The sequence below is a fragment of the Streptomyces sp. NPDC094032 genome, from assembly GCF_040303965.1.
In the GTDB taxonomy this organism is placed as follows: Bacteria; Actinomycetota; Actinomycetes; order Streptomycetales; family Streptomycetaceae; genus Streptomyces.
The window spans coordinates 97324-119434 of record NZ_JBEOUE010000003.1 but is presented as its reverse complement, the minus strand read 5'-3'; the positions used below and the strand labels follow the sequence as shown (position 1 = coordinate 119434).

The window sequence follows — 22111 nt, the reverse complement described above, 5'->3', positions numbered from 1 at the left end:
GGTGAGGTCCGATGAACGCCAACGTCAACTCCGACGCCATTGACATCGACGACTTCGTGTTTGCCGCCACCGGGGCCCGGCTGCGCAGGCTCACCCTCGCGGACGGGACGCACTGGTTCCCCGCCGCGGACGTGGCCGGAGCGCTCGGGCACGCCGACGCGCGCAAGGCCCTGCGGGTCCATGTCGGCAAGGCCATGCAGGCGACGCTCGGCGAGCGGATGGTCAGCCTCGAAGGGCTCGTCCAGCTCGTCGCCGCCTCCACCGGGGCCGGGGGCGCCCCCTTCCGGGCCTGGATCGCCGAGCTCGTCGCCGGCGTGCAGCGGCAGGGCGGGTACGGGATCGAGCCCGCGGCGCTGGGCGGCGGGTTCGTCGCCCCGGCGGCCGTGCTCGACGAGGTCGTCCGGCTGGAGGCCCGTGAGCTCGACGACCTGACCCTCACCCGGCTCGCCGAGGCCGGCGAACTGCTCGCCGTGCCCGTCCAGCGGTCTGGCCCCGCGCTCACCCCGCAGGACCTCCTCGCCTCCTGGCGCGAGCGGAACGTCGAGCTCAGCGGCGACCTCCACGCCGTCGCCGTCTGCCTCGCCCCCGAGCTCGTCCGCGGCGGTGTCCGCTACCGCCTGGAGGAGGTCGCCCGCCGCACCGGGCTCCCCTCCGACCGGGTCCGCGACTGCGTCCGCACGCTCGTCGAGCGCGGGTGCATGCGGCACATGGGCGGGAACGGGAGCGGGAGCGGGCCCGGTGCCGATGGCGATGAGGGGCTGCTCTATCTGTTGCCCTGAGCGGGGCCGTATCGCGCTCGGGCTGTCAGTGGGCTGCGTCAGACTTGGTCCATGGTGTGGCGGAGTGCCGGAGTGACCTGGCGCGGGGGTGTGCCCGGGCTGCGGTGGGACGGGGGGCGGGTCAGCGCGCTTGCGTACGGGCGGGTGATCGGGTTCCGCGCGGTCGGGGAGCGGCGGTGTCCGGGCGCGCGGGGCAATCCGTGCCCGCTGAAGGCCGTCGTGGGCGGGCGGAGTACGGGTGGGCGGTGTCCCGAGTGCGCGCGGCTCGACCGGGCGCACTCCGTGGCCGCCGACACCCTCCTCGACGACCCCCGGACGTACCGCGTCTACCTCGCCTGGTTCGGTCCCGGCATGGTCAAGGTCGGCATCACCGCCGAGGAGCGCGGCGACGCCCGGCTCCTGGAGCAGGGCGCGGTCGCGTTCGGCTGGCTCGGGCGGGGGCCGCTGATGGCCGCGCGCCGCACCGAGGAGGTGCTGCGGCACGCCCTCGCCGTGCCCGACCGCATCCCGTACGCGCGCAAGCGGGCCGTACGGACCGCCCTCCCGCCCCCCGCCGACCGGGCCCGTGAGGTCGAGGAGCTGTACGCGCGCGCCGTCGGCGTCGGTGCCTGGACCGAGACCCTGGAGCGGATCGAGCTCGACGTCCATGACCATGTGGAGGCCTTCCGGCTGGCCGGGCTGCCCCCGCTCGACGCCGGTGTCGTCGAGCTCGTGCCCGGCGGGGTCGTCGCCGGGCGGCTGCTCGCCGCCGCCGGGCCCGATCTGCATCTCCTCGACCGCGACGGACGGCACCTCGCCCTCGACACCCGGCTGCTGACCGGGTGGGGGATCGAGGCCGCCCCGCCCGGTCAGCAGTCCGTCAGTGTGCCGCTCGCCTTCCTGGCCCCCGAGGGCTTCCCCGATCAGCAGGAGCAGCTGTTCTGAACAGCGTCCCCGCGTAAAGTCTTGGATCCCTTCCGCCGGCGGCCATGGACAGCCCGACCCGCCCCGCCGCAGGGTGATCACATGACTCCGAGCCTCGTCGGCGGCTTCGAACCGCCGTACTACACCGCTGTCTTCACCGCCGTCCGGCCCGACGACCCCGAGGGGTACGCCGAGACCGCCGCCGCCCTGCACGCGCTGGTCCAGGACATCCCCGGCTTCCTCGGCTACGAGGCCGCCCGCACCCCCGGCGGCATCGGCATCACCGTCGCCTACTTCCGCGACCTGGAGGGACTGACCGCCTGGCAGCACCACCCGGAGCACCTGGCGGCCAAGCGGCGCGGGCGTGCGGAGTGGTACGACAGCTACCGCGTCCACATCGGCAAGGTGGAGAGGACGTACGGCTTTGACCGCGACTGACCTCCCGTACGCCACCGAGGGCCAGGAGGTGCGGGCGTGGGCGGCGCGGCTCGGGCTGCCGGGGCTCGTCGACATCCACACGCACTTCATGCCGCGCAACGTCCTCGACAAGGTGTGGGCCTACTTCGACTCCGCCGGGCCCCTCACCGGCGTGGAGTGGCCCATCACCTACCGCGAGGAGGAGGACCGCCGGGTCGCGCTGCTGCGCGAGTTCGGGGTGCTCGCCTTCACCTCGATGCTCTACCCGCACAAGCCCGGCATGGCCGCCTGGCTCAACGACTGGGCCGAGGCCTTCGCCCGCCGCACCCCCGAGTGCCTGCACACCGCCACCCTCTTCCCCGAGCCCGGCGCCCCCGGCTACGTCCGCACCGCCCTTGAGCGCGGGGCCCGGGTGTTCAAGGTGCACGTCCAGGTCGGCGGCTTCGATCCGAACGACGCCCTGCTCGACGAGGTGTGGGGGACGATCGAGGACGCCGGCGCGCCCGTCGTCATCCACTGCGGCTCCGGGCCCGCGCCCGGCGCCTTCACCGGGCCCGGACCGGTCGCCGCGCTGCTCGCCCGCCACCCCCGGCTGCGGCTGATCGTCGCCCACATGGGCATGCCCGAGTACACGGACTTCCTCGGCCTCGCCGAGCGCTACGAGGGCGTCCACCTCGACACCACCATGGCCTTCACCGACTTCAGCGAACGCCTCGCGCCCTTCCCCCAGGGCGAGCTCAAGCGGCTCCGCGACCTCGGCGACCGGATCCTGCTCGGCACCGACTTCCCCAACATCCCCTACCCGTACGTCCACCAGCTCCACGCCCTCGAAGCGCTCGGGCTCGGCGACGACTGGCTGCGCGCGGTCTGCCACGACAACGCCGTACGCCTCTTCCCGCTCCCCCCGGAGGTCCCGGATTCTCAGGAGATTCACAGGGAAGGGAAAGAACGGTCTCAGTAGCGGCGGACACCGTGGTGCCATGACTGCGACCACTCCCCGTTCGCGTACCGATCTGCTCCGGCCCGACGGCACCGCCGTCCGCGTCCTCGTCGTCGACGACGAGGCCTCGCTCGCCGAGCTGCTCTCGATGGCCCTGCGCTACGAGGGCTGGCAGGTGCACAGCGCGGGCGACGGGGCCGGGGCGCTGCGCACCGCGCGCGAGTTCCGGCCCGATGTCGTCGTGCTCGACATGATGCTGCCCGACATGGACGGGCTCGCCGTCCTCGGGCGGCTGCGGCGTGAACTGCCCGAGGTGCCGGTGCTGTTCCTCACCGCGAAGGACGCCGTCGAGGACCGGATCGCCGGGCTCACCGCGGGCGGCGACGACTACGTCACCAAGCCCTTCAGCCTGGAGGAGGTCGTCGCCCGGCTGCGCGGGCTCATCCGCCGCTCCGGGGCCGCGCAGGCGCGCAGCGAGTCGCTGCTCACCGTCGGCGACCTCACCCTGGACGAGGACAGCCACGAGGTCACCCGGGGCGGCGACTCCGTCCACCTCACCGCGACCGAGTTCGAGCTGCTGCGCTACCTCATGCGCAACCCGCGCCGGGTGCTCAGCAAGGCGCAGATCCTGGACCGCGTGTGGTCGTACGACTTCGGCGGCCAGGCCAACGTCGTCGAGCTCTACATCTCCTACCTGCGGCGCAAGCTGGACGCGGGCCGCAGCCCGATGATCCACACCCGGCGGGGGGCCGGCTATCTCATCAAGCCGGCGGAGTAGCCGGCCGTGCGCCTTCCGCTGCGCGGTCCGGGCCGTCCGGGCCGTCCGGGACGTCCAGGCCGTCCGGGCCGTCTGAGCCGCCCGGGCCGTCCGGGCCGTCCGGGCCGTCCGAGCGGTCCGAGCCGCCCCTGGTCCCTGCGGACCCGGCTCGTCGTCTCCGCCGTCGCGCTGATCGCCGTCGTGTGCGCGGTCATCGGCACGGTGACCACGATCGCGTTCCGGTCCTACCTCTTCGACCAGGCGGACGACCGCCTCCAGGAGGTCGCCAGCCGGGCGGCCGGACCGCCGCACGCCCTCCCCGGACCCGGGCCCGTGCCGGGCACCGGCTTCGAGACGCCCCTGCCCTTCGTCATCGGGCCCGGCGCGCCGCTCGGGACGGTCGGCGCCCGGGTGGTGGACGGCGAACTGACCGCGGCGACCATCTCCGTACCGTCGCCGGACGGGGTGTACGGGAAGCAGTACGACCGGGCGACGCCGAGCACCGCCCAGTCCGCCGCCCTCGCCGCCGTCCCCCGCGACGGCGCCCCGCACACCGTGGAGCTGCCCGGCGGCCTCGGCGACTACCGGGTGCGGTACGCCACCGGCAAGAACGGCGACTACCTCGTGGGCATCCCGCTGACCGAGGTCCAGGACGCCCTCTCGACCCTCATCGTCGTCGAGCTCAGCGTCACCGGCGCCGGGCTCCTCGCCGCCTCGCTCGCCGGGACCGTGCTCGTACGGATCGCCTTGCGGCCGCTGCGGCGGGTCGCCACGACGGCCGCGCAGGTCTCCCGGCTGCCGCTGCACAGCGGCGAGGTGGCGCTCGACCACCGGGTGCCGGAGGCGCAGGCCGATCCGCGGACCGAGGTCGGGCAGGTCGGCGCGGCCATCAACCGGATGCTCGACCATGTCCACTCGGCCCTCGACGCGCGCCAGCGGAGCGAGACGCGGGTACGCCAGTTCGTCGCCGACGCCAGCCATGAGCTGCGTACCCCGCTGGCCTCGATCCGGGGGTACGCCGAGCTGACCCGGCGCGGGCGCGAGGAGTGCGGCCCCGACACCCGGCACGCGCTCGGCCGCATCGAGTCCGAGGCGACCCGGATGACGGGCCTGGTCGAGGACCTGCTGCTGCTCGCCCGGCTCGACACCGGACGCCCGCTCTCGTACGAGAGCACCGATCTCGCCCTGCTCGTCGTGGACGCCGTCTCCGACGCCCGCGCCGCCGGGCCCGCCCACCACTGGCGCCTCGAACTCCCCGACGGGGGCGCGCCGGTGAAGATCCCCGCCGACGGCGCCCGGCTCCACCAGGTGCTCGTCAACCTCCTCGCCAACGCCCGTACGCACACCCCGCCCGGCACCACCGTCACCGCGCGGCTCCGGGTCGGCCCGACCCACGTCGAGGCCGAGGTCGAGGACGACGGGCCGGGCATCGCACCGGAGTTGGTGCCGTCCGTCTTCGAGCGCTTCGCCCGCGGCGACGCCTCCCGCTCCCGGCACGCCGGCAGCACCGGCCTCGGCCTCGCCATCGTCCGGGCGGTCACCCTCGCCCACGGCGGCGAGGTCCGCCTCGACAGCGCACCGGGCCGGACCCTCTTCGCGATCAGGCTGCCGAAGCAGCTCTGATCCGGGAGCCCCTCCCCGTACGCCCCCCGGCTGCACTGCACTCACAGCCCCGCCACAGCCTCACCACACCACCATGACAGCGGCCCTGGCGAGGGTCGACGGCATGCAGATGTCACCGACCGCCGAAACCCTCCCCGCCCGGGAGCACCTCCCCGTCGGCGTGGCCGGCCGGCCCGTCCTCGACGTGGTGATCCCCGTGTTCAACGAGGAGAAGGACCTGGAGCCGTGCGTGCTGCGGCTCCACGAGCACCTCTCCCGCACCTTCCCGTACGCCTTCCGCATCACCGTCGCCGATAACGCCTCCACCGACTCCACCCCGGACGTGGCCCGTTCGCTGGCCGCCCGGCTGCCCGCCGTACGCTCCGTACGGCTGGAGCAGAAGGGGCGCGGGCGGGCGCTGCGGGCCGTCTGGTCGGCGTCCGACGCGCCGGTCCTCGCGTACATGGACGTGGACCTGTCCACCGACCTCAACGCGCTGCTCCCGCTCGTCGCGCCGCTCATCTCCGGCCACTCCGACCTGGCGATCGGCTCGCGGCTCGCCCGCTCCTCGCGGGTGGTGCGCGGGCCGAAGCGGGAGTTCATCTCCCGCGCCTACAACCTGATCCTGCGCGGCTCGCTCGCCGCCCGCTTCTCCGACGCGCAGTGCGGCTTCAAGGCGATCCGGCGGGAGGTCGCCGAGCGGCTGCTGCCGATGGTCGAGGACACCGGCTGGTTCTTCGACACGGAGATGCTGGTGCTCGCCGAACGGGCCGGGCTGCGGATCCACGAGGTGCCGGTCGACTGGGTCGACGACCCCGACTCGACCGTCCACCTCGTGCGGACCGCCACGGACGACCTGCGGGGCGTGTGGCGGGTGGGGCGGGCGCTCGCGACCGGTTCGCTGCCGCTGGACCGGCTGGCCCGGCCCTTCGGCGACGACCCGCGCGACCGCGAACTGTCCGGCGTGCCGGGCGGACTCGCCCGCCAACTGGTCGGCTTCTGCGTGGTCGGGGCCCTGTCCACCCTCTTCTACCTGGCCCTCTACTCCCTCTTCCGGCTCGGCGTCGGCCCCCAGCTCGCCAACGCGGGCGCCCTCCTCGTCTCCGCCGTCGCCAACACGGCCGCCAACCGCCGGCTCACCTTCGGCGTACGGGGCCGGGACCGGGCCGCCCGCCATCAGGCGCAGGGGCTCGTCGTCTTCGGCATCGGCCTCGCCCTGACCAGCGGCTCCCTCGCCGCGCTCGGCGCCGCGACGGGCGATCCGGCGCACTCGGCCGAACTCGCCGTACTGATCGTCGCCAACCTCGCCGCGACCGTCGTGCGCTTCCTCCTCTTCCGTCTCTGGGTCTTCCCGGAGCGCGCCACCGCCACCAAGACCTCATGGACCTCAAGGACCTCCCGATGAACTCCCTGACCCGAGCCCGGCGCCTGTGGCGCGGGCGACCCGAGGACGCGCCCTGGGTGCGGCCGGCCTTCCTCGGCCTGCTGCTCGTCACCGCGGCCCTCTACCTCTGGAACCTGAGCTCCAGCGGCTACGCCAACTCCTTCTACTCCGCCGCCGTGCAGGCGGGCAGCGAGAGCTGGAAGGCCTTCTTCTTCGGCTCGCTCGACGCGGCCAACGCCATCACCGTCGACAAGCCGCCGGCCGCGCTGTGGCCGATGGCCCTGTCGGTCCGCCTCTTCGGTCTCGGCTCCTGGCAGATCCTGCTCCCCGAAGTGCTGATGGGGGTGGCGACGGTCGGCGTCCTGTACGCGTCCGTCCGGCGCCGCTTCGGCGCGGGCGCGGGCCTGATCGCGGGCGTGGTCCTCGCGCTCACCCCGGTCGCCGCCCTGATGTTCCGCTTCAACAACCCGGACGCGCTCCTCGCGCTGCTGATGACCGTCGCCGTGTACTGCGTGCTGCGCGCCCTGGAGCTCGACGGGGGCGCGGCGCGGTGGCTGGTGTGGGCGGGCGTGGCGCTCGGCTTCGCGTTCCTCGCCAAGACCCTCCAGGCCTTCCTGATCCTGCCGGTCCTCGCGCTCGTGTACGTGGTGTGCGCGCCGGGCGGGATCGGGCGCCGCCTCGGGCGGCTCGGCCTCGGCGGGCTCGCGATGCTGGTGTCGGCGGGCTGGTGGGTGGCCCTGGTCGAGCTGTGGCCCGCGTCCTCCCGCCCGTACGTCGGCGGCTCGCAGAACAACAGCTTCCTGGAGCTGACCTTCGGCTACAACGGCCTCGGCCGGCTCAACGGCAATGAGGTCGGCAGCGTGGGTGGCGGTGCGCGCGGCGGCGGCATGGGCCTGGAGCTGCCCGGCGGTACGGAGCTGCCCGCCGGTCTCGAACTGCCGGGGCTCGGTGGGCGCGGCGGTGGCGGCTGGGGCGAGACGGGCCTCGGGCGCATGTTCAACGACCAGGTCGGCGGCCAGATCTCCTGGCTGCTGCCGGCCGCGCTGCTGCTGCTCGTCGCCGGTCTCGTGGTGACCTGGCGGACCCCGCGCACGGACACGGCACGCTCGGCGTTCCTGGTGTGGGGCGGCTCGCTGCTGATGACGACGGGCGTCTTCAGCTTCATGGCCGGCATCTTCCACGAGTACTACACGGTGGCCGTCGCCCCGTATCTCGCCGCCCTGGTCGGCATGGGCGTCGCCGTGCTGTGGGAGGAGCGGACCCGGTTCCTCGCCGCGGCGACCCTCGCGGCCTCGGTCGCGGGGACGGCGGTGTGGGCGTGGGCGCTGCTCGGCCGCACACCGGACTGGCTGCCGTGGCTGCGCTGGGCGGTGCTGGCCGCGGGCTGCGTGGCGGCGCTCGGGCTGCTGCTGCCGGCGGTCCGGCCCACGGGCGTGGACCGGCGGATCGGCCTGGCGGCGGCGGGGCTCGGCCTCGCGGCCGGTCTCGCGGGCCCCTTCGCGTACACCTTGGCGACGCTGGCCGAGGGGCACCAGGGCTCGATCGTGACGGCCGGTCCGGCGGGGATGGCCGGGCCTGGCGGGATGGGTGGGATGGGCAGGATGGGGAGGCTGGGCAGGGCCCCGATGCTGTTCGGGGAGGGGCCGGGCGGGCAGCTCCCCGGGGGAGGGCAGTTCCCGGGAGGCGGGCAGGTGCCTGGTGGCGGGCAGATGCCCGGCGGTCAGATGCCCGGTGGCCAGGGCGGCATGGGCCAGATCCCCGGCGGTGGCGGTCAGGCCCCGGGCCAAGGCGCAGGCCAAGCCCCCGGTGGCATCCAAGCGCCCGCCACCCCCACCGAGAACACCCGCCCCGGCACCGTCGGCGGTCTCCTCAACGGTGCGGACGTCCGTTCCGCCGCCAAGGCCAAGCTGCTCGCCGACGCCGACGCGTACACCTGGGTCGCCGCCGCCGTCGGCGCCCAGAACGCGGCCAGCTACCAGCTCGCCACGGAGAAGCCGGTGATGGCGATCGGCGGCTTCAACGGCAGCGACCCGTCGCCGACGCTCGCGCAGTTCAAGCAGTACGTGGCCGAGGGCAGGATCCACTACTTCATCGGGTCCGGCGGCGTCGGCATGGGCGGCGGCCCCGGCGGTGGCGGCAGCAGCGCGATCACCTCGTGGGTGGAGTCCACCTTCGAGAAGACGACCGTGGACGGCGCCACCTTCTACGACCTGACGAGCAAGAAGCAGTGAGCGTTAATCGCTATACAGCGTAAGAGAGCTCCTATACGGTGTACGAGAACTCGCCTCGTACACCGTATAAGGAGTTGCTGCCATGACGGCGCCGCACGCCAACGCCACCACCGGGGGCGGCCACCCACAGCGCTGGCTGATCCTCGGCGTCATCTGCCTCGCCCAGCTCACCGTCCTCCTCGACAACACCGTGCTCAGCGTCGCCATCCCCTCGCTGACCTCCGAGCTGCACGCCACCACCAGCGACATCCAGTGGATGATCAACGCCTACTCGCTGGTCCAGTCCGGCCTGCTGCTCACCGCGGGCAACGCCGCCGACCGCTACGGCCGCAAGAAGCTGCTCGCGGCCGGACTCGCGCTCTTCGGCCTCGGCTCGCTCGCCGCCGGCCTCGCCGACTCCACCGGGCAGCTGATCGCCGCCCGCGCGGGCATGGGCGTCGGCGGCGCGCTCCTGATGACCACGACCCTCGCCGTCGTGATGCAGATCTTCGAGGACTCGGAGCGGGTCAAGGCCATCGCGCTCTGGTCCACCGTCGCCTCGCTCGGCTTCGCCGGCGGCCCGCTGATCGGCGGCGTGATCCTGAACCACTTCTGGTGGGGAATGATCTTCCTGATCAACATCCCGGTCGCCGTCCTCGCCCTGGTCGCCGTCCTCAAGCTGGTCCCCGAGTCCAAGAACCCGCAGGGCGACCGCCCCGACCTGCTCGGCGCGCTGCTCTCCACCATCGGTATGACCGCCGTCGTGTACGCGATCATCAGCGGCCCCGAGCACGGCTGGATCTCCGGCGAGGTGCTGATCCCGGCGGCCGTCGGCCTGCTCGGCCTGGGCGCCTTCGCGCTGTGGGAGCTGCACACCCCGTACCCGATGCTCGACATGCACTTCTTCCGCAACCAGACCTTCGTCGGCGCCGTCGGCGGCTCGATCCTGGTCGTCTTCGGCATGGGCGGCTCGCTCTTCCTGCTCACCCAGCACCTGCAGTTCGTCCTCGGTTACGAACCCCTGGAGGCGGGCCTGCGGATGGCGCCGCTCGCCCTGACGATCGTCGGCCTCAACCTGACCGGCATCGGCCCGAAGATCGTCATGAAGCTGGGCACCCCGCCCACCGTCGCCGTCGGCATGACCCTGGTCGCCGCCGGCCTCACCTCGATCTCGCTGCTCGGCGGCGGCACGGACGGCAGCTACTGGGGCATGCTGCTCGGCCTGGTCCTGATGGGCTCCGGCATCGCGGTCTCCTCCCCGGCCATGGCCAACGCGCTCATGAGCGCGATCCCGCCGGAGAAGGCGGGCGTGGGCGCCGGGATCAACGGCACCCTCGCCGAGTTCGGCAACGGCCTCGGCGTCGCCGTCCTGGGCGCCGTCCTCAACGCCCGCTTCGCCGCCCTCGTCGCCGTCACCGCCACCTCCCTCCCGGCCGCCCTGGCCGCGGCGGGCGGCGACGCCGAACGGCGGCAGATCTCCGACGCCTTCGCCTCCGGCCTCCAGACCAGCCAGCTGGTCGGCGCGGTCGCGGTCTTCGCCGGCGGACTGGTCGCCACGGCCCTCCTCAAGCGGGCCGAACGGTCGCAGCGGCGTGAGCAGAGTGCCGACGAGCTGGAGGTAGCTGCTTAGCATGGTCGGAGAAAGCTGATCGGACGGAGGAACGCAATGGTCAAGGCGGCGGACAGGGCCAAGAACCCGGCGCGTTCCAGCGTCTGGCTGGAGCACCGGGCCGCCCGCAGCGGCGGCGGCCCGGCCGGGCTCGACCGGGAGCGGATCGTCACGACCGCGATCCGGATGCTCGACGAGGACGGCCTCGCCAAGCTGTCGATGCGCAGGCTGGCGACCGAGCTCAACGTCACCGCGATGTCCCTGTACTGGTACGTGGACACCAAGGACGACATCATCGAGTTCGCGCTGGACGCCGTCCACGGGGAGATCGACCTGGCCGCCGTCGAAGCGGCCGGGAGCTGGCAGGAGCGGCTCCGGATCCTGTCGAACGGCTACCGCCGGATGCTGGTCCGCCACCCGTGGGTCTCGCCGATCTCGGGGACGTACCTCAACATCGGTCCGTGCGCGGTCGCCGTATCGAGGGCCATCTACTGCCTGATCGAGTCGACCGGGCTGCCGCTGGACAGCCAGCCCGGTGCCACCTCGGCCGTCTTCCAGTTCGTGTACGGATTCGGCACGGTCGAGGGCCACTTCGAGCGGCGGGCCGCCGACACGGGCATGACGCAGGACGAGTACTACCGGGAGGCGGTCGACGCCTTCGCGGACGAGCCGAGGTTCGCCGACGACCTGAAGATCATGCGGCCGGTCATCGAGCAGCGGGCCGCCCGCTCCATGCAGTCGCTGTGGGACCGCGACTTCGACTACGCGCTGGACGTGCTCATCGCGGGCATCGAGGTGATGGTCGCCCGCGAGAAGCCGTGACAGACGGAGACGACAGAAATGACGGAGCGGCGGGCCGTCCCCTGCCCGCCGCTCCGTACCGAACCCGCCCGTGCCTCCGCTCGAAGCACGGGCGGGGGCTTTTACTTGGCGTCCGCGGCGACCTTGTCGGCCGCGTCCGTCGTGATGCTGTCCGCCGTCACGTCCTCCGACCTGACCGTGCTGCTCTTCAGCGCGACCTCCTTGATGAACAGGGTCACGATGAAGGCCAGCAGCGCGAAGGGCGCCGAGTAGAGGAAGACGTCGCCGACGCCGTGCCCGTACGCGCTCTCCATGACCGTACGGATCGGGGCGGGCAGCTTGTCCATGTCGGGGATGCCGCCACCGCCGCCCTGGCCCATGGCCGCCGCGGCCTTCGGGCCGAGCTCGGCCAGACCGTCCTTGACGTAGTCGGTGACCCGGTGGGCCATGACCGCGCCGAGCGCCGAGACACCGATCGCACCGCCCAGGGAGCGGAAGAAGGTGACGACGGAGGAGGCGGCGCCGAGGTCGGAGGGGGCGACCTGGTTCTGGGTGCAGAGGACCAGGTTCTGCATCATCATGCCGAGGCCGAGGCCGAGGACCGCCATGAAGATCGCGATGTGCCAGTACTCCGTGTCGTACCGGATCGTGCCGAGCAGCCCGAGGCCGCCGGCGGCGAGGGCGCCACCGCTGACCAGCCAGGCCTTCCAGCGGCCGGTCTTGGTGATGATCATGCCGGAGACGGTCGACGAGACGAACAGACCGCTGATCATCGGGATGGTGAGGACGCCGGACATCGTCGGCGACTCGTTGCGGGCCAGCTGGAAGTACTGGCTGAAGAAGACCGTGCCGGCGAACATCGCTACACCCACGAAGAGCGAGGCCAGCGAGGCCAGCGTGATCGTGCGGTTGCGGAAGAGGCGCAGCGGGATGATCGGCTCGGAGGCGCGGGACTCCACGAAGACGAACACGACGCCGAGGAGAACCGATCCGCCGACCATCGCGGCGCTCTGCCACGACACCCAGTCGTACTTGTCGCCCGCGAAGGTGACCCAGATCAGGAGCAGGGAGACGGCGGCGCTGATGAAGAAGGCACCCGCCCAGTCGACCTTGACCTCGCGCTTCACGACCGGCAGCTTCAGGGTCTTCTGGAGGACGAGGAGCGCGATCAGCGCGAAGGGCACGCCGACGTAGAAGCACCAGCGCCAGCCGAGCCAGTCGGTGTCGGTGATGACGCCGCCGAGCAGCGGACCGCCGACGGTGGCGACGGCGAAGGTCGCGCCGAGGTAGCCGCTGTACCGGCCGCGCTCACGCGGGGCGATCATGGCGGCCAGGATGATCTGGGAGAGGGCGGTCAGACCGCCGACGCCGATGCCCTGGACCACACGGCAGGCGATGAGCATGCCGGTGTTCTGGGACAGTCCGGCGACGACCGAGCCCGTGACGTAGATGATCAGGGCTATCTGGACCAGCAGCTTCTTGGAGAAGAGGTCCGACAGCTTGCCCCAGAGCGGGGTGGTCGCCGTCATCGACAGGAGGGCGGCGGTGACGACCCAGGTGTAGGCGGACTGGCCGCCGCCGAGGTCGGTGATGATCTGGGGGAGGGCGTTCGAGACGATCGTCGAGGACAGGATGGCGACGAACATGCCGAGCAGAAGCCCGGAGAGCGCCTCCATGATCTGCCGGTGCGTCATCGGGGCACCGGAGGTGTCGGTCCGGCCTTCCCGTACACCCGTGGCAGGTGCGGTGGTAGCCATGAGGTTCCTTTACGTGTACGTGGGTGTACGAGGTGTACGTGCGCGCCGGCGGCTGCGGTGGCCGGCCCGCGCCCGTACGTGAAGTCCGCTGCGTTCAGACCTGGTTGGCCCGGCAGTCCCCGAAGGAATCGCGGAGCCGGGCGAGCATGGTGGTGAGCAGTACGACGTCGTCGTCGGACCACTCCGCGAGGTGGCGGGCGAAGGCGTCGGCGACCCGGCGGTCGAGCTCGCCGAGCATCGCGTGGCCCTCGGGGGTGAGCCGCAGGATCCGGGAGCGCTTGTCGTCCGGGTCGGGCAGCCGCTCGATCCAGCCGTGCTCCACGGTGTGCGCCACATGGCGACTGCACACGGACATGTCGACGGCCATGACTTCGGCCAGCCGGCTCATCCGGATGTCGCCGTGGTGCTTGACGAGGGCGAGCACGGCCGCCGCGCCGCCCTGGCAGTGGGCGGGCAGAACCCGGGCTACACCACGCTTGACCGCCCCGATGGCGCTCACCGCCCTGGCGAGCTCCTCGTACCGGTTCAGCGTCTCCATCGAGCTCCCCCAACATCTTGTTGCTTAGGGCAACCATAGAGATCGATGGTTGCTCCAGGCAAACTAAATCGGTCAAAGCGCGCTAAAGAATCGGCAAAGGGGGGTGGAGGGGGAGGGAGGAGGGTGGGGCTTGGGCCCGGAACCTCTCCTTCGCTAGTGTCCGGGCCATGGCACACAACCCCCAAGCACCGTACGGCCAGGGCGGCCAGGGCCCCGAGGGCTCCTACGACCCCGCCGGCAGCACCCAGATGTTCCGCGCCTTCGTCGACGAGGGCGCCGCCCCTCAGCAGGGCCAGCAGCGGCAGCAGTACCAGGCCGCGACCACCCACTCCTCCGGCCCGCGCGTCGGCGTGATCGTCGGCGTCATCGTGGCGATCGTCGTCCTGGCGGGCGTGGCGTGGCTGGCGCTGGGCTGACGCGTTAGGCACTAAGGAGGGCGGTCGTGCTGGGGGTCCTGGTGGGCTTCTGGTGCGGCCGCCCTCTTTCCGAGTGTGGCCGCCGGAGCCGGGCCGTCAAGGGCGCTCCCTCCGGTCGCGTCGCTCCGCGATTCCGCTGCGCTCCACCCTTGACGGGCCGGGCCCGGGGGCCTTTTCACACTCGGAGGGCGGCCGGGGGCGGGGCCACGCGGACGGGGAGGGGAGTGGCCGGGCTCGGCTGGCGGGGAGCGGGCCGGTGGGTGGGGGGGCCGGGTATGGGCCGTTCTCCGATCGCGGGGCGCGGGCCGGTGGGTGGGGGCTGGGTTTGTGGCCGGGGAGGGTGGGAGTGGTTCCCGTCTGCTCGGGGTGCGCGGCAGTGGAATGGGGCGGCCCGGCACGGCTCAGCGGCGAACGGCCGGTGGGTGGCCTGGCCTCATGCCCCGCTGGTCACTGCCGGGGGGGAGGGGAGGAGAGGGGAGCTACGCTCGCCGGTATGCCGAAGATTCCCCCTGCCCTGGTGAAGGGCTTCTGGGCGGTTGATCGCTTCCTGGGGGGCGATGAGCCGCCGACGCGCGTGCAGCGTTTCGTCGGGCGGCATCCTTTGGTACCGGGGGTGTCGATCGGTCTGCTCGTCTTCGCCGTGATCGTGGTGCCGCCGGGGACGCAGGCGGTGGACGTCGTGGCCGGCATCGTCTTCGGCGCCGCGCTGGGTCTGACGTACTACGGGACGGCGATCGGCGAACGGGCCCGGCAGCGACGCCTCATCCGCCAGGGCATCTGGAAGCCCGGCCCCTAACCACCCCCTGACCTGCTTGAATGCAGGAGTGATCGAGCTGGTTGTCCTTGTAGCTGTCGTAGTCCTCGTCGGATGGCTGGTCGTCCGGAAGCAGAAGCAGAGGTCGGCGGCAATTGCCAGCGGCGAGGAGGCGGGCGTGCCCTGCATGCTCAAATGGCCCGCGCAGGGAGCCCGCTGGAAGGCCGGACGTCTGCTGATCGGCGGCGGTTCGGGGGGTTCCCTGGTGTGGCAGCCCTCCTCGGGCAAGCAGGAAGTACCTCTGCCGACCGACCTACGCCGGACCGGTCTTCGCCCGCCCACCATGCGCGAGGGCATGACGATCAACCCGAGCTCCCGAATCGTGGAATGCCAGTCGTCGTCCGACGGAGACATCCTGATCGCGGTCATGCCCCTGGACCTCCCCCACCTGACCAACGCCCTGGAGAGCGCCTAACCGCCCGAGCGCGGTGCTAACTCCGTGCCCGCCGATCATCTGGACCCGTTCGCCACCTCTCCCGTCACACAAGACCTCATCCATCCCATCGAGGCCCGGGAGATGGGACTTTGCACGGCGGGACAGAGTGGGACCGGCCGGTGCGCGGTGCTAAGTCCGTGCCCGGCGATCGTCTGGACCCGTTCGCCACCTCTCCCGTCACACGAGTCCCTGTCCGTCCCATCCCGGCGCGCGAGACCGGACTTTGCACCCAGGGCAACCGATCACAGTGACCAGCGGGGCATGAGGCCCGGTCACCCACCGGCCGTCCGCCGCTGAGCCGTGCCGGGCCGCCCCATTTCACTGCCGCGCACCCCGAGCCGACGGAAGCCCGCCCGCCGGGCCCGGCCACAAACCCAGCCCCCACCCACTCACCCGACGGACATAGCAACAAGCCCGGCCGATACCCGGCCTCCCCACCCACCGGCCCGCGCGCCGCCCCGCCTGCCCGGCCACTCCCCTCCCGTCCGCGCGGCCCCGCCCCCGGCCGCCCTCCGAGAGGTCTTTCGCGCCTGGAGCCGCCGGGTCAAGGGTGGCCGTAGGCCATCGCGCAGCGACGCGACCGTAGGGAGCGCCCTTGACGCGGTGGTGGAAGGTGCGACTCTCGGAAAGAGGGCGGCCGCACCAGAAGCCCGCCAGGGCTCCCGCCACGAGCGCCCTCCCCCTACGGTGTCCCGCATGACCAGCCGCCCGCGTCCGCTGATCCACCAGCACTGGCCCGCGCTCGCCGCCACCCTCCCGTACCTCCCGCTCGGCTCCGGCCCCACCCCCGTACGCCCGCTCGCCGGGCTCGGCCTGCGCGCCCCGGTCTGGGTGAAGGACGAGAGCGGTTACGGCGACGGTGGCTGGGGCGGCAACAAGGTCCGCAAACTGGAGTGGCTCCTCCCCGACGCCCGCCGCCGAGGCGCCCGCACGCTCCTCAGCGTCGGCGGACTCGGTACGAACTGGGGCCTCGCCGCCGCCCTCTACGCCCGCGACCAGGGCCTCGACGTCGCCCTCGCGCTCATCGACCACCCGGTCGACGATCACGTCCGCGCCCAGCTCGCCCGGCTCCGGGCCTCCGGCGCCGCCCTGCACTTCCCGCACACCAGGACCCGGCTCGTCCTCTCGCTGCCCTGGCTCCTCGCCCGCCACACCCACGGCCTCCGCCTCCCCTACCTCCTCCCGGCCGGCGGCTCCTCCCCGCTCGGCACGCTCGGGTACGTCGAGTGCGCCCTGGAGCTCGCCGAGCAGGTGCGGGCGGGCGAGCTGCCCGAGCCCTGCTGGCTCGTGACGGCGGTCGGCTCCGGCGGCACCACCGCCGGGCTCGCCCTCGGCCTCCGCCTGGCCGGTCTCCGCACCCGGGTCCTCGGGATCGTCGTCAACGACACCCTGCCCCTGGACGCTCCCCGCCTCGCGCGCCTCGCGGGCAAAGCGCACGCTCTCCTGCGGGCGCGCGGGGCCGATCTGCCACCCGTACGGCTCGGGCGCGGGGACATCGTCAGCGAGTACGGCTGGCTGGGCGCGGGGTACGCCCACCCCTCGGAGCCCGGTACCCGCGCGGCCCGTCGAGCCGAGGCGGAAGCCGCCCTGCGTCTGGAGCCGGTCTATACGGGCAAGGCCCTCGCCGCGCTCCTCGCCCTTGACGCGGAGGGTCGTTTCGGCGGCGAGCCGGTGCTGTTCCTGAACACCTTCGGGCCACGGTAAAAAAACTTCGGCCGCCCGGTCACACGTCCGTCGGGCGCGGTGTCAGAGGGACAGAGCGAGCGACAAGCGCCCGCCGTCGCAGCCCCTCCGAGGAGCCCCCGATGTCCACCACCGCCACCGTCGTCACCGCCGTCGCCGCCTTCATGGCCGGGTTCTCCGGTGCCTCGATCTTCCTCAAGGCGAAGTTCACCGTGGAGCCCCTCGCCGAGTACGGCGTCCCGCGCGCCTGGTGGAACTGGCTCGGCGCCGCCAAGCTGGCCGGCGCGGTCGGCCTCCTCGTCGGCTACGCGATCCCCGCGATCGGGATCGCCGCCGCGATCGGCCTGGTCCTGTACTTCCTCGGCGCCGTGATCACGGTCCTCCGCGCCAAGGCGTACGCCCACGCGGTCTTCCCGCTGATCTACATGGCCCCGGCGGTCGCCGTCCTGGCCCTGGCGGCGTGAACCCTCAGACCCCGCGAACGAACAAGTCCCACGCGGAACGCCCGAAGACGACAGCAGGCACCTCAGGGGCCTTGCTGTCACGGACGGGGACCCAGCCCACGAACCCGGGGGCGACCTCGATGCAGTTGCCGCCGTTGTCGCCGCTGTAGCTGCTCTTGATCCAGGTCGCCTTGCTCAGATCCTGCTGGGCCATGGCCGCGCTCCTCAGTCTCGGATGGACTCGACGAACGTCGCCCAGGCGGAAGTGGACAGGGCGAGCACCGGCCCGGCGGGGGCTTTGCTGTCACGTACGGGGACGAGGGCGGGGAATCCGGGGGCGACTTCGAGACAGTTGCCGCCGTCGCTGTCGCTGTAGCTGCTCTTGATCCACGCTGCCTTGCTCAGATCCTGCTGGGCCATGACCGGGCTCCTCAGTCTCGGATGGACTCGACGAACGTCGCCCAGGCGGAAGTGGACAGGGCGAGCACCGGACCGGTCGGGGCCTTGCTGTCACGTACGGGGACGAGGCCGGGGAATCCGGGGGCGACTTCGAGGCAGTCTCCGCCGTCGTTGCCGCTGTAGCTGCTCTTGATCCACGCTGCCTTGCTCAGATCGTGCTGATCCATGACCGGGCTCCTCAGTCTCGGATGGACTCGACGAACGTCGCCCAGGCGGAAGTGGACAGGGCGAGCACCGGACCGGTCGGGGCCTTGCTGTCACGTACGGGGACGAGGCCGGGGAATCCGGGGGCGACTTCGAGGCAGTTGCCGCCGTCGTCCCCGCTGTAGCTGCTCTTGATCCAGGTCGAAGGGTTGAGTTCGTGCCTCTGCATGGTGCTCGTAACCCTTCATCGACTCGCTGATCAACGCGGCGGATTCGGCGACTGACAGAGTGTCCGCCCGTAGCACATCATAGGTGCGGATGTGCCGCGCGAAGACGGCTGGATCATCGACGAAATGGCCCTGCCCCAGCGATTCCGAGTAGACCCACTCGTGCCCGTCGGGCAGCCTGATGAACGACACCGAGGTGTTGGGACGGCGGAGTTCCGCATCGTCGGCGGGGGCGACCTGCACAACGATGTTGGGATGCTCTCCCACCCGTAGAAGATGCGCGCACTGGTCACGCATGACCGCCGAGTCACCCACTACGTTCCGCAGACAGCTTTCGTCCAGTACTGCCACGTACAGCGGGCCGTCCTCCATCAGGAAGCGCTGTTGGCGGCTCAATCGGGCCCGAACCCGGTCTTCGACGGTTTCGCCGTTCGACACTCGCGAGAACAGCGCATGCGCGTACCCGGGCGTCTGCAACAACCCCGGCATCACCTGCGTCTGGTACTCCCGCAGCGCCACCGCCTTCGCGTCCATCTCCGCCCGGCGCTCGAACCAGTCCGGGTGCTGCACCTCCGGGTACCAGTCGATCCGGCTCCACAGCCGCAGCAACACCCCGCCCGTCCCCAGGATCTCGTCGCAGGCCCTCGCGAACGTGTCCGTCGGCACCCGTTTCGCCGCCTCGATCCGGGCGATCTGTGAGCGGTCGCAGTGGATCAGGCGGGCCAGGGCCTCCTGGGTCAGGCCCGCTGACTCGCGGTAGTGGCGGAGCAGTTCGCCGAACACCTCCGCCGTCGTGGCGGCGGGCCAGCTCGCCGCCGTAACCTTCCTGGTCACTCGAACCCCCCTCGTGACAGCAGCCCTTGGCACGCGATCAGCGTTGTGGCCGCACCTCCTATTGAGCAACGCTTGAGGCACAGAGAGTAATCGCCCGATCGGGTGACCATGGAAGGAACAAGCGATGGCAGGGCACGAGGAGTGCGGCGCATACCTGTACGACCCGGCGGCGCGGAAGGTCGGCGAGTACCGGGGGCAGGCCGGGCCGTACGCCATGCTGCGGCCCCTCGGGGGCGGGCGGGAGTGGCAGGCGGACCCCGAGCGGGTGCGCCCGGCGACGCCCGAGGAGCGGCTGAGCGCCGGCGTGCGCGCCGCGAACGCGCGGGCGACCGCCTCGTACGAGCTGAGCCGCCCGCCCGTCCCCGTGCCGCACTGCGTCGTCTGCGGCGCCCTCGACCGGTCCCGTACGGCCGCCCGTGCCGAGTTCGACTGGAGCGCCGAGACCGACGCGAACGTCCTGCTGCGGCGGCACCTCCGGACGGACCATCCCGAGTGACCCGGCCGTGGCGTCGTCGTTGGCTCGCCGTGAACATCAAGAAGCCGGCCGTCGCGGCCGCCCTCGCCCTCGCCGCCCTCTCCTTCGCGGCGCCCGCCCACGCCGATGACGACGCCGCCGACAACTGGAGCTTCTCGGCGACCGACACCTGTTTCCAGGTGCTCGCGACCGCCCTCGCCGGCGGGCCGGGCAACCACCAGAGCGACTGCTCCAGTGGAAACGTCGTCGCCCGCTCGGGCAGTTAAGTCCTCTAAGTCCTCACTCAGCACTTCCTAGGGGTGCTAGGTTTTGACCTAGAGTCCCTAGGAAGGAGCCTCGCCCCCCATGGTCCGCGCCGGCATCACCCCCGACCTCCTCGTCCAGGCCGCCGCCGAGCTCGCCGACGCGGACGGCCTCGACAAGGTCACCGTCTCCGCCCTCGCCCGCCGCTTCGGCGTCAAGGACGCGAGCCTCTACTCGCACATCAAGAACCTCCGCGACCTGCGCGTCCGGCTCGCCCTCCTCGCCTCCGCCGAGATGAACGACGCCATCGGCGCCGCCGTCGCCGGGCGTTCCGGCAAGGACGCGCTCGTCGCCTTCGCCGACGCCTACCGCGGCTACGCCCTCGCCCACCCCGGCCGCTACGCCGCCACCCAGCAGCGCATCGAGCCGGAGGAGATCACCGATCCCTCCGTCGTCCTCCGCAGCGTCGAGCTCACCCAGGGCATGCTGCGCGGCTACGGCCTCGCCGAGCCCGACCTCACCGACGCCGGGCGCCTCCTCCGCGCCACCTTCCACGGCTACATCCATCTGGAGCTGAGCGGCGGATTCCACGCCTCCCGGCCCGTCGCCGACTCCTGGGCGCGCTCGCTCGACGCCCTGCACACCACCCTGGAGAGCTGGTCATGAACTCGGCCGCGCACCCCGTCACCGTCACCGCCACCGTCCCCGTCCCGGGCGCCACCCTCCGCTACGAGACGCGCGGCACCGGTCCCGTCCTCCTCCTCATACCGGGCGGGGCGGGTGACGCCGGGCTCTACGAGGGGATGGCGGACCTGCTCGCCGCCGCCGGGTACACGGTCGTCTCCTACGACCAGCGCGGCCTCTCCCGCAGCCCGCTCCACGGGCCCCTCACCGACCAGCGGGTCGAGGAGTGGGCCGAGGACGCCCGCGCCGTCCTCGACGCCGTCGCGCCGGACGCCGCCGAACCCGCGTACGTCTACGGCGGCAGCTCCGGCGCCATCGTCGCCCTCGCCCTGCTCGCCGCCCACCCCGGCCGGATCCGCCGCCTCGTCGCCCACGAGCCGCCCCTGGTGGAGCTGCTCGCCGACCCCGGCCCGTACCGCGCCCACTTCGCCGAGGTGCGCGAGCTCCACCGGACGCGCGGGCTCGGGCCTGCCATGGCCCGGTTCGCCGAGACTCCCGACGGGCGGAGGCCGGAATCAGCATCCAGGGGCGAACTGCCGCCTGCCATCCGCCCCATGGCCTCCCGCATGGGCGCCAACATGCCCGTCTTCCTGGAGCACGTCCTGTGCCCCTTCTCCTCCTCCGCCCCGGATCTCGACGGGCTGCGCGCCGCCGCCGGGAAGCTGGTCCTCGGTGTCGGCCGGGAGTCGGACGGTCAGGAGGCGTTGGTCGGGCCCGCCCGGCGGCTCGCCGAGCTGACCGGGGCCGTCACGGTCGTGTTCCCGGGCGGGCACCTGGGGTGCGTCGAGCGGCCGGAGGAGTTCGCCGAGGTGCTGCTCACTGCCATGAGGCCGTGACGGCCCGGGTGTCCACGCGCATGCCGAGCGGCACCCGCCAGGACTCCACGCACACCGTGTAGGTCTTCGTACGGGTCTCCCCGGCGGCGATCGGGGCCGGCAGGGGCTGGCTGGAGCCGATGGTCGCCCAGTCGACGCCCAGCGCGCCGATGATGTGCGTCGCGAACGTCACCGTGCCCGAACGGGCCGCCGTCCCACCGGTGTTGCGGAAGCCGACCGTCACGTTCTCGCACCAGCGCTTGTCCGTGTCGGCGAGCGCGGGCGCGGAGAGGGTGAGTGCGGCGGGGGTGGGCGGGGCCGGCGGGGACGACGAGGGCGGGGGAGTCGTGCTCCCCGTGGCCGGTGTCGTCGGTGTCGTCGGTGTCGTCGGTGTCGTTCCGCCGGTACGGGTCGGGGGAGGCGCCGTGGTCGTACGCGGGGTGCCCGGTGTCGTCGTCGGTGCCGGCGGAGGCGTACCCGTATCCCTCGGTGGCCGTGGCGACGGGGACGACGTACTGGAGGTGTCTCCCGTGCGTCCCGGGTCCAGCGGCACCAGCGTCACGGCGCCGCTCGGCCGGACCGCGCCCTCGGGTGAGGAGCCGGCGCCGACCGCCGCGTACCCCTTACCGTCCTCGCCCGATCCGCAGGCGGTGAGCGCCCCGCCGAGGCAGAGCGCGACCACCACGAGTCCCGGACGCTTCCTTCGCCACGAGCTCACCATGGAGCGAAGTGTGACTGACG

Annotated in this window: 26 protein-coding genes and 1 pseudogene; 19 read left to right on the top strand and 8 right to left on the bottom strand. The window is 72.4% G+C overall.

Annotated features, from left to right (window positions below; all coding sequences use genetic code 11):
• The first annotated feature begins 11 nt into the window (after nucleotides 1–11).
• The 10 genes from ABTZ54_RS06730 (at nucleotide 12) to ABTZ54_RS06685 (ending at nucleotide 11423) form a co-directional block, all read left to right on the top strand.
• A complete protein-coding gene (locus ABTZ54_RS06730) occupies nucleotides 12–779 on the top strand; it encodes a BRO family protein (RefSeq protein WP_351657968.1) in 768 nt (255 codons plus the stop codon).
• A 51-nt stretch (nucleotides 780–830) separates the two neighbouring features.
• The gene (locus ABTZ54_RS06725) at nucleotides 831–1703 is read left to right on the top strand and encodes a DUF2797 domain-containing protein (protein ID WP_351657966.1); all 873 of its coding nucleotides are present in this window, start codon (nucleotides 831–833) and stop codon (nucleotides 1701–1703) included.
• An 81-nt stretch (nucleotides 1704–1784) separates the two neighbouring features.
• The gene (locus ABTZ54_RS06720) at nucleotides 1785–2120 is read left to right on the top strand and encodes an antibiotic biosynthesis monooxygenase family protein (protein ID WP_351657964.1); all 336 of its coding nucleotides are present in this window, start codon (nucleotides 1785–1787) and stop codon (nucleotides 2118–2120) included.
• A complete protein-coding gene (locus tag ABTZ54_RS06715; protein WP_351657962.1) occupies nucleotides 2107–3060 on the top strand; it encodes an amidohydrolase family protein in 954 nt (317 codons plus the stop codon). Before ABTZ54_RS06720 ends, ABTZ54_RS06715 begins: the two co-directional genes overlap by 14 nt.
• A gap of 19 nt (nucleotides 3061–3079) precedes the next feature.
• The gene (locus tag ABTZ54_RS06710) at nucleotides 3080–3817 is read left to right on the top strand and encodes a response regulator transcription factor (protein ID WP_351657960.1); all 738 of its coding nucleotides are present in this window, start codon (nucleotides 3080–3082) and stop codon (nucleotides 3815–3817) included.
• A gap of 72 nt (nucleotides 3818–3889) precedes the next feature.
• On the top strand, nucleotides 3890–5419 hold the full coding sequence (locus tag ABTZ54_RS06705; protein ID WP_351658565.1) for a sensor histidine kinase: 1530 nt from the start codon (nucleotides 3890–3892) through the stop codon (nucleotides 5417–5419).
• A gap of 73 nt (nucleotides 5420–5492) precedes the next feature.
• Nucleotides 5493–6803, top strand: coding sequence for a bifunctional glycosyltransferase family 2/GtrA family protein (locus ABTZ54_RS06700; RefSeq protein ID WP_351657958.1), 1311 nt, complete (start codon nucleotides 5493–5495; stop codon nucleotides 6801–6803).
• Nucleotides 6779–9013, top strand: a complete 2235-nt coding sequence (locus tag ABTZ54_RS06695) for an ArnT family glycosyltransferase (protein WP_351657956.1) — start codon at nucleotides 6779–6781, stop codon at nucleotides 9011–9013. The genes ABTZ54_RS06700 and ABTZ54_RS06695 overlap by 25 nt, the downstream gene beginning before the upstream one ends.
• Nucleotides 9014–9095: 82 nt before the next feature.
• Nucleotides 9096–10622, top strand: a complete 1527-nt coding sequence (locus ABTZ54_RS06690; protein ID WP_351657954.1) for an MFS transporter — start codon at nucleotides 9096–9098, stop codon at nucleotides 10620–10622.
• A gap of 36 nt (nucleotides 10623–10658) precedes the next feature.
• Nucleotides 10659–11423: a TetR/AcrR family transcriptional regulator gene (locus ABTZ54_RS06685; protein ID WP_351657952.1), complete on the top strand. Its 765-nt coding sequence runs from the start codon at nucleotides 10659–10661 to the stop codon at nucleotides 11421–11423.
• A 101-nt stretch (nucleotides 11424–11524) separates the two neighbouring features.
• On the opposite strand, the gene ABTZ54_RS06680 is transcribed toward ABTZ54_RS06685, so the two are convergent.
• Nucleotides 11525–13096 carry an MDR family MFS transporter gene (locus ABTZ54_RS06680; protein ID WP_502997201.1) on the bottom strand — a complete coding sequence of 524 codons (1572 nt, stop codon included), beginning with the start codon at nucleotides 13094–13096 and terminating at the stop codon, nucleotides 11525–11527.
• Nucleotides 13097–13253: 157 nt separating this feature from the next.
• Entirely contained in the window at nucleotides 13254–13697 is a 444-nt protein-coding gene (locus ABTZ54_RS06675) for a MarR family winged helix-turn-helix transcriptional regulator (RefSeq protein ID WP_351657948.1), read from the bottom strand.
• A 167-nt stretch (nucleotides 13698–13864) separates the two neighbouring features.
• On the opposite strand from ABTZ54_RS06675, the gene ABTZ54_RS06670 reads away from it, so the two are divergent.
• From ABTZ54_RS06670 to ABTZ54_RS06650, 5 genes are all read left to right on the top strand, one after another.
• A complete protein-coding gene (locus ABTZ54_RS06670; protein ID WP_351657946.1) occupies nucleotides 13865–14113 on the top strand; it encodes a hypothetical protein in 249 nt (82 codons plus the stop codon).
• Nucleotides 14114–14606: 493 nt separating this feature from the next.
• Nucleotides 14607–14909, top strand: a complete 303-nt coding sequence (locus ABTZ54_RS06665) for a hypothetical protein (protein WP_351657944.1) — start codon at nucleotides 14607–14609, stop codon at nucleotides 14907–14909.
• A 28-nt stretch (nucleotides 14910–14937) separates the two neighbouring features.
• Nucleotides 14938–15342 carry a hypothetical protein gene (locus tag ABTZ54_RS06660; protein ID WP_351657943.1) on the top strand — a complete coding sequence of 135 codons (405 nt, stop codon included), beginning with the start codon at nucleotides 14938–14940 and terminating at the stop codon, nucleotides 15340–15342.
• A gap of 717 nt (nucleotides 15343–16059) precedes the next feature.
• Nucleotides 16060–17067, top strand: coding sequence for a pyridoxal-phosphate dependent enzyme (locus ABTZ54_RS06655; protein ID WP_351657941.1), 1008 nt, complete (start codon nucleotides 16060–16062; stop codon nucleotides 17065–17067).
• A 101-nt stretch (nucleotides 17068–17168) separates the two neighbouring features.
• Nucleotides 17169–17510: a DoxX family protein gene (locus ABTZ54_RS06650; protein ID WP_351657939.1), complete on the top strand. Its 342-nt coding sequence runs from the start codon at nucleotides 17169–17171 to the stop codon at nucleotides 17508–17510.
• Between the two features lie 4 nt (nucleotides 17511–17514).
• Here the strand turns inward: ABTZ54_RS06650 and ABTZ54_RS06645 are convergent, their stop codons facing one another.
• From ABTZ54_RS06645 to ABTZ54_RS06625, 5 genes and pseudogenes are all read right to left on the bottom strand, one after another.
• Entirely contained in the window at nucleotides 17515–17703 is a 189-nt protein-coding gene (locus ABTZ54_RS06645; RefSeq protein ID WP_351657937.1) for a DUF397 domain-containing protein, read from the bottom strand.
• Nucleotides 17704–17714: 11 nt separating this feature from the next.
• Nucleotides 17715–17909, bottom strand: a complete 195-nt coding sequence (locus ABTZ54_RS06640; RefSeq protein ID WP_351657935.1) for a DUF397 domain-containing protein — start codon at nucleotides 17907–17909, stop codon at nucleotides 17715–17717.
• 11 nt (nucleotides 17910–17920) lie between these two features.
• Entirely contained in the window at nucleotides 17921–18115 is a 195-nt protein-coding gene (locus tag ABTZ54_RS06635; RefSeq protein WP_351657934.1) for a DUF397 domain-containing protein, read from the bottom strand.
• An 11-nt stretch (nucleotides 18116–18126) separates the two neighbouring features.
• Nucleotides 18127–18234 (bottom strand): annotated as a pseudogene (locus ABTZ54_RS06630) (DUF397 domain-containing protein); the annotation flags it as partial.
• The gene (locus tag ABTZ54_RS06625; RefSeq protein ID WP_351657932.1) at nucleotides 18206–19153 is read right to left on the bottom strand and encodes a helix-turn-helix domain-containing protein; all 948 of its coding nucleotides are present in this window, start codon (nucleotides 19151–19153) and stop codon (nucleotides 18206–18208) included. The gene ABTZ54_RS06625 and the pseudogene ABTZ54_RS06630, both read right to left, overlap by 29 nt.
• A 124-nt stretch (nucleotides 19154–19277) precedes the next feature.
• Between ABTZ54_RS06625 and ABTZ54_RS06620 the strand changes: the two genes are divergently transcribed.
• The 4 genes from ABTZ54_RS06620 (at nucleotide 19278) to ABTZ54_RS06605 (ending at nucleotide 21391) form a co-directional block, all read left to right on the top strand.
• Nucleotides 19278–19649, top strand: a complete 372-nt coding sequence (locus ABTZ54_RS06620; RefSeq protein WP_351657930.1) for a hypothetical protein — start codon at nucleotides 19278–19280, stop codon at nucleotides 19647–19649.
• A gap of 29 nt (nucleotides 19650–19678) precedes the next feature.
• On the top strand, nucleotides 19679–19894 hold the full coding sequence (locus ABTZ54_RS06615; RefSeq protein ID WP_351657929.1) for a hypothetical protein: 216 nt from the start codon (nucleotides 19679–19681) through the stop codon (nucleotides 19892–19894).
• A 79-nt stretch (nucleotides 19895–19973) separates the two neighbouring features.
• A complete protein-coding gene (locus ABTZ54_RS06610; RefSeq protein ID WP_351657928.1) occupies nucleotides 19974–20537 on the top strand; it encodes a TetR/AcrR family transcriptional regulator in 564 nt (187 codons plus the stop codon).
• Complete coding sequence (locus ABTZ54_RS06605; RefSeq protein WP_351657926.1) at nucleotides 20534–21391, top strand: alpha/beta fold hydrolase; 858 nt, start codon at nucleotides 20534–20536, stop codon at nucleotides 21389–21391. Before ABTZ54_RS06610 ends, ABTZ54_RS06605 begins: the two co-directional genes overlap by 4 nt.
• Here ABTZ54_RS06605 and ABTZ54_RS06600 read toward each other — a convergent pair.
• Entirely contained in the window at nucleotides 21372–22091 is a 720-nt protein-coding gene (locus tag ABTZ54_RS06600) for a hypothetical protein (protein ID WP_351657924.1), read from the bottom strand. The two genes, ABTZ54_RS06605 and ABTZ54_RS06600, sit on opposite strands and share 20 nt — an antisense overlap.
• Nucleotides 22092–22111 lie beyond the last annotated feature (20 nt).

Coding starts and splice junctions, on each gene's coding strand:
- ABTZ54_RS06730 (WP_351657968.1), top strand. CDS start 12: ATGAACGCCAACGTCAACTCCGACGCCATTGACATCGACGACTTCGTG.
- ABTZ54_RS06725 (WP_351657966.1), top strand. CDS start 831: ATGGTGTGGCGGAGTGCCGGAGTGACCTGGCGCGGGGGTGTGCCCGGG.
- ABTZ54_RS06720 (WP_351657964.1), top strand. CDS start 1,785: ATGACTCCGAGCCTCGTCGGCGGCTTCGAACCGCCGTACTACACCGCT.
- ABTZ54_RS06710 (WP_351657960.1), top strand. CDS start 3,080: ATGACTGCGACCACTCCCCGTTCGCGTACCGATCTGCTCCGGCCCGAC.
- ABTZ54_RS06700 (WP_351657958.1), top strand. CDS start 5,493: ATGACAGCGGCCCTGGCGAGGGTCGACGGCATGCAGATGTCACCGACC.
- ABTZ54_RS06695 (WP_351657956.1), top strand. CDS start 6,779: ATGGACCTCAAGGACCTCCCGATGAACTCCCTGACCCGAGCCCGGCGC.
- ABTZ54_RS06690 (WP_351657954.1), top strand. CDS start 9,096: ATGACGGCGCCGCACGCCAACGCCACCACCGGGGGCGGCCACCCACAG.
- ABTZ54_RS06685 (WP_351657952.1), top strand. CDS start 10,659: ATGGTCAAGGCGGCGGACAGGGCCAAGAACCCGGCGCGTTCCAGCGTC.
- ABTZ54_RS06680 (WP_502997201.1), bottom strand. CDS start 13,096: ATGACGCACCGGCAGATCATGGAGGCGCTCTCCGGGCTTCTGCTCGGC.
- ABTZ54_RS06675 (WP_351657948.1), bottom strand. CDS start 13,697: ATGGAGACGCTGAACCGGTACGAGGAGCTCGCCAGGGCGGTGAGCGCC.
- ABTZ54_RS06670 (WP_351657946.1), top strand. CDS start 13,865: ATGGCACACAACCCCCAAGCACCGTACGGCCAGGGCGGCCAGGGCCCC.
- ABTZ54_RS06665 (WP_351657944.1), top strand. CDS start 14,607: ATGCCGAAGATTCCCCCTGCCCTGGTGAAGGGCTTCTGGGCGGTTGAT.
- ABTZ54_RS06655 (WP_351657941.1), top strand. CDS start 16,060: ATGACCAGCCGCCCGCGTCCGCTGATCCACCAGCACTGGCCCGCGCTC.
- ABTZ54_RS06650 (WP_351657939.1), top strand. CDS start 17,169: ATGTCCACCACCGCCACCGTCGTCACCGCCGTCGCCGCCTTCATGGCC.
- ABTZ54_RS06645 (WP_351657937.1), bottom strand. CDS start 17,703: ATGGCCCAGCAGGATCTGAGCAAGGCGACCTGGATCAAGAGCAGCTAC.
- ABTZ54_RS06640 (WP_351657935.1), bottom strand. CDS start 17,909: ATGGCCCAGCAGGATCTGAGCAAGGCAGCGTGGATCAAGAGCAGCTAC.
- ABTZ54_RS06635 (WP_351657934.1), bottom strand. CDS start 18,115: ATGGATCAGCACGATCTGAGCAAGGCAGCGTGGATCAAGAGCAGCTAC.
- ABTZ54_RS06620 (WP_351657930.1), top strand. CDS start 19,278: ATGGCAGGGCACGAGGAGTGCGGCGCATACCTGTACGACCCGGCGGCG.
- ABTZ54_RS06610 (WP_351657928.1), top strand. CDS start 19,974: ATGGTCCGCGCCGGCATCACCCCCGACCTCCTCGTCCAGGCCGCCGCC.
- ABTZ54_RS06605 (WP_351657926.1), top strand. CDS start 20,534: ATGAACTCGGCCGCGCACCCCGTCACCGTCACCGCCACCGTCCCCGTC.
- ABTZ54_RS06600 (WP_351657924.1), bottom strand. CDS start 22,091: ATGGTGAGCTCGTGGCGAAGGAAGCGTCCGGGACTCGTGGTGGTCGCG.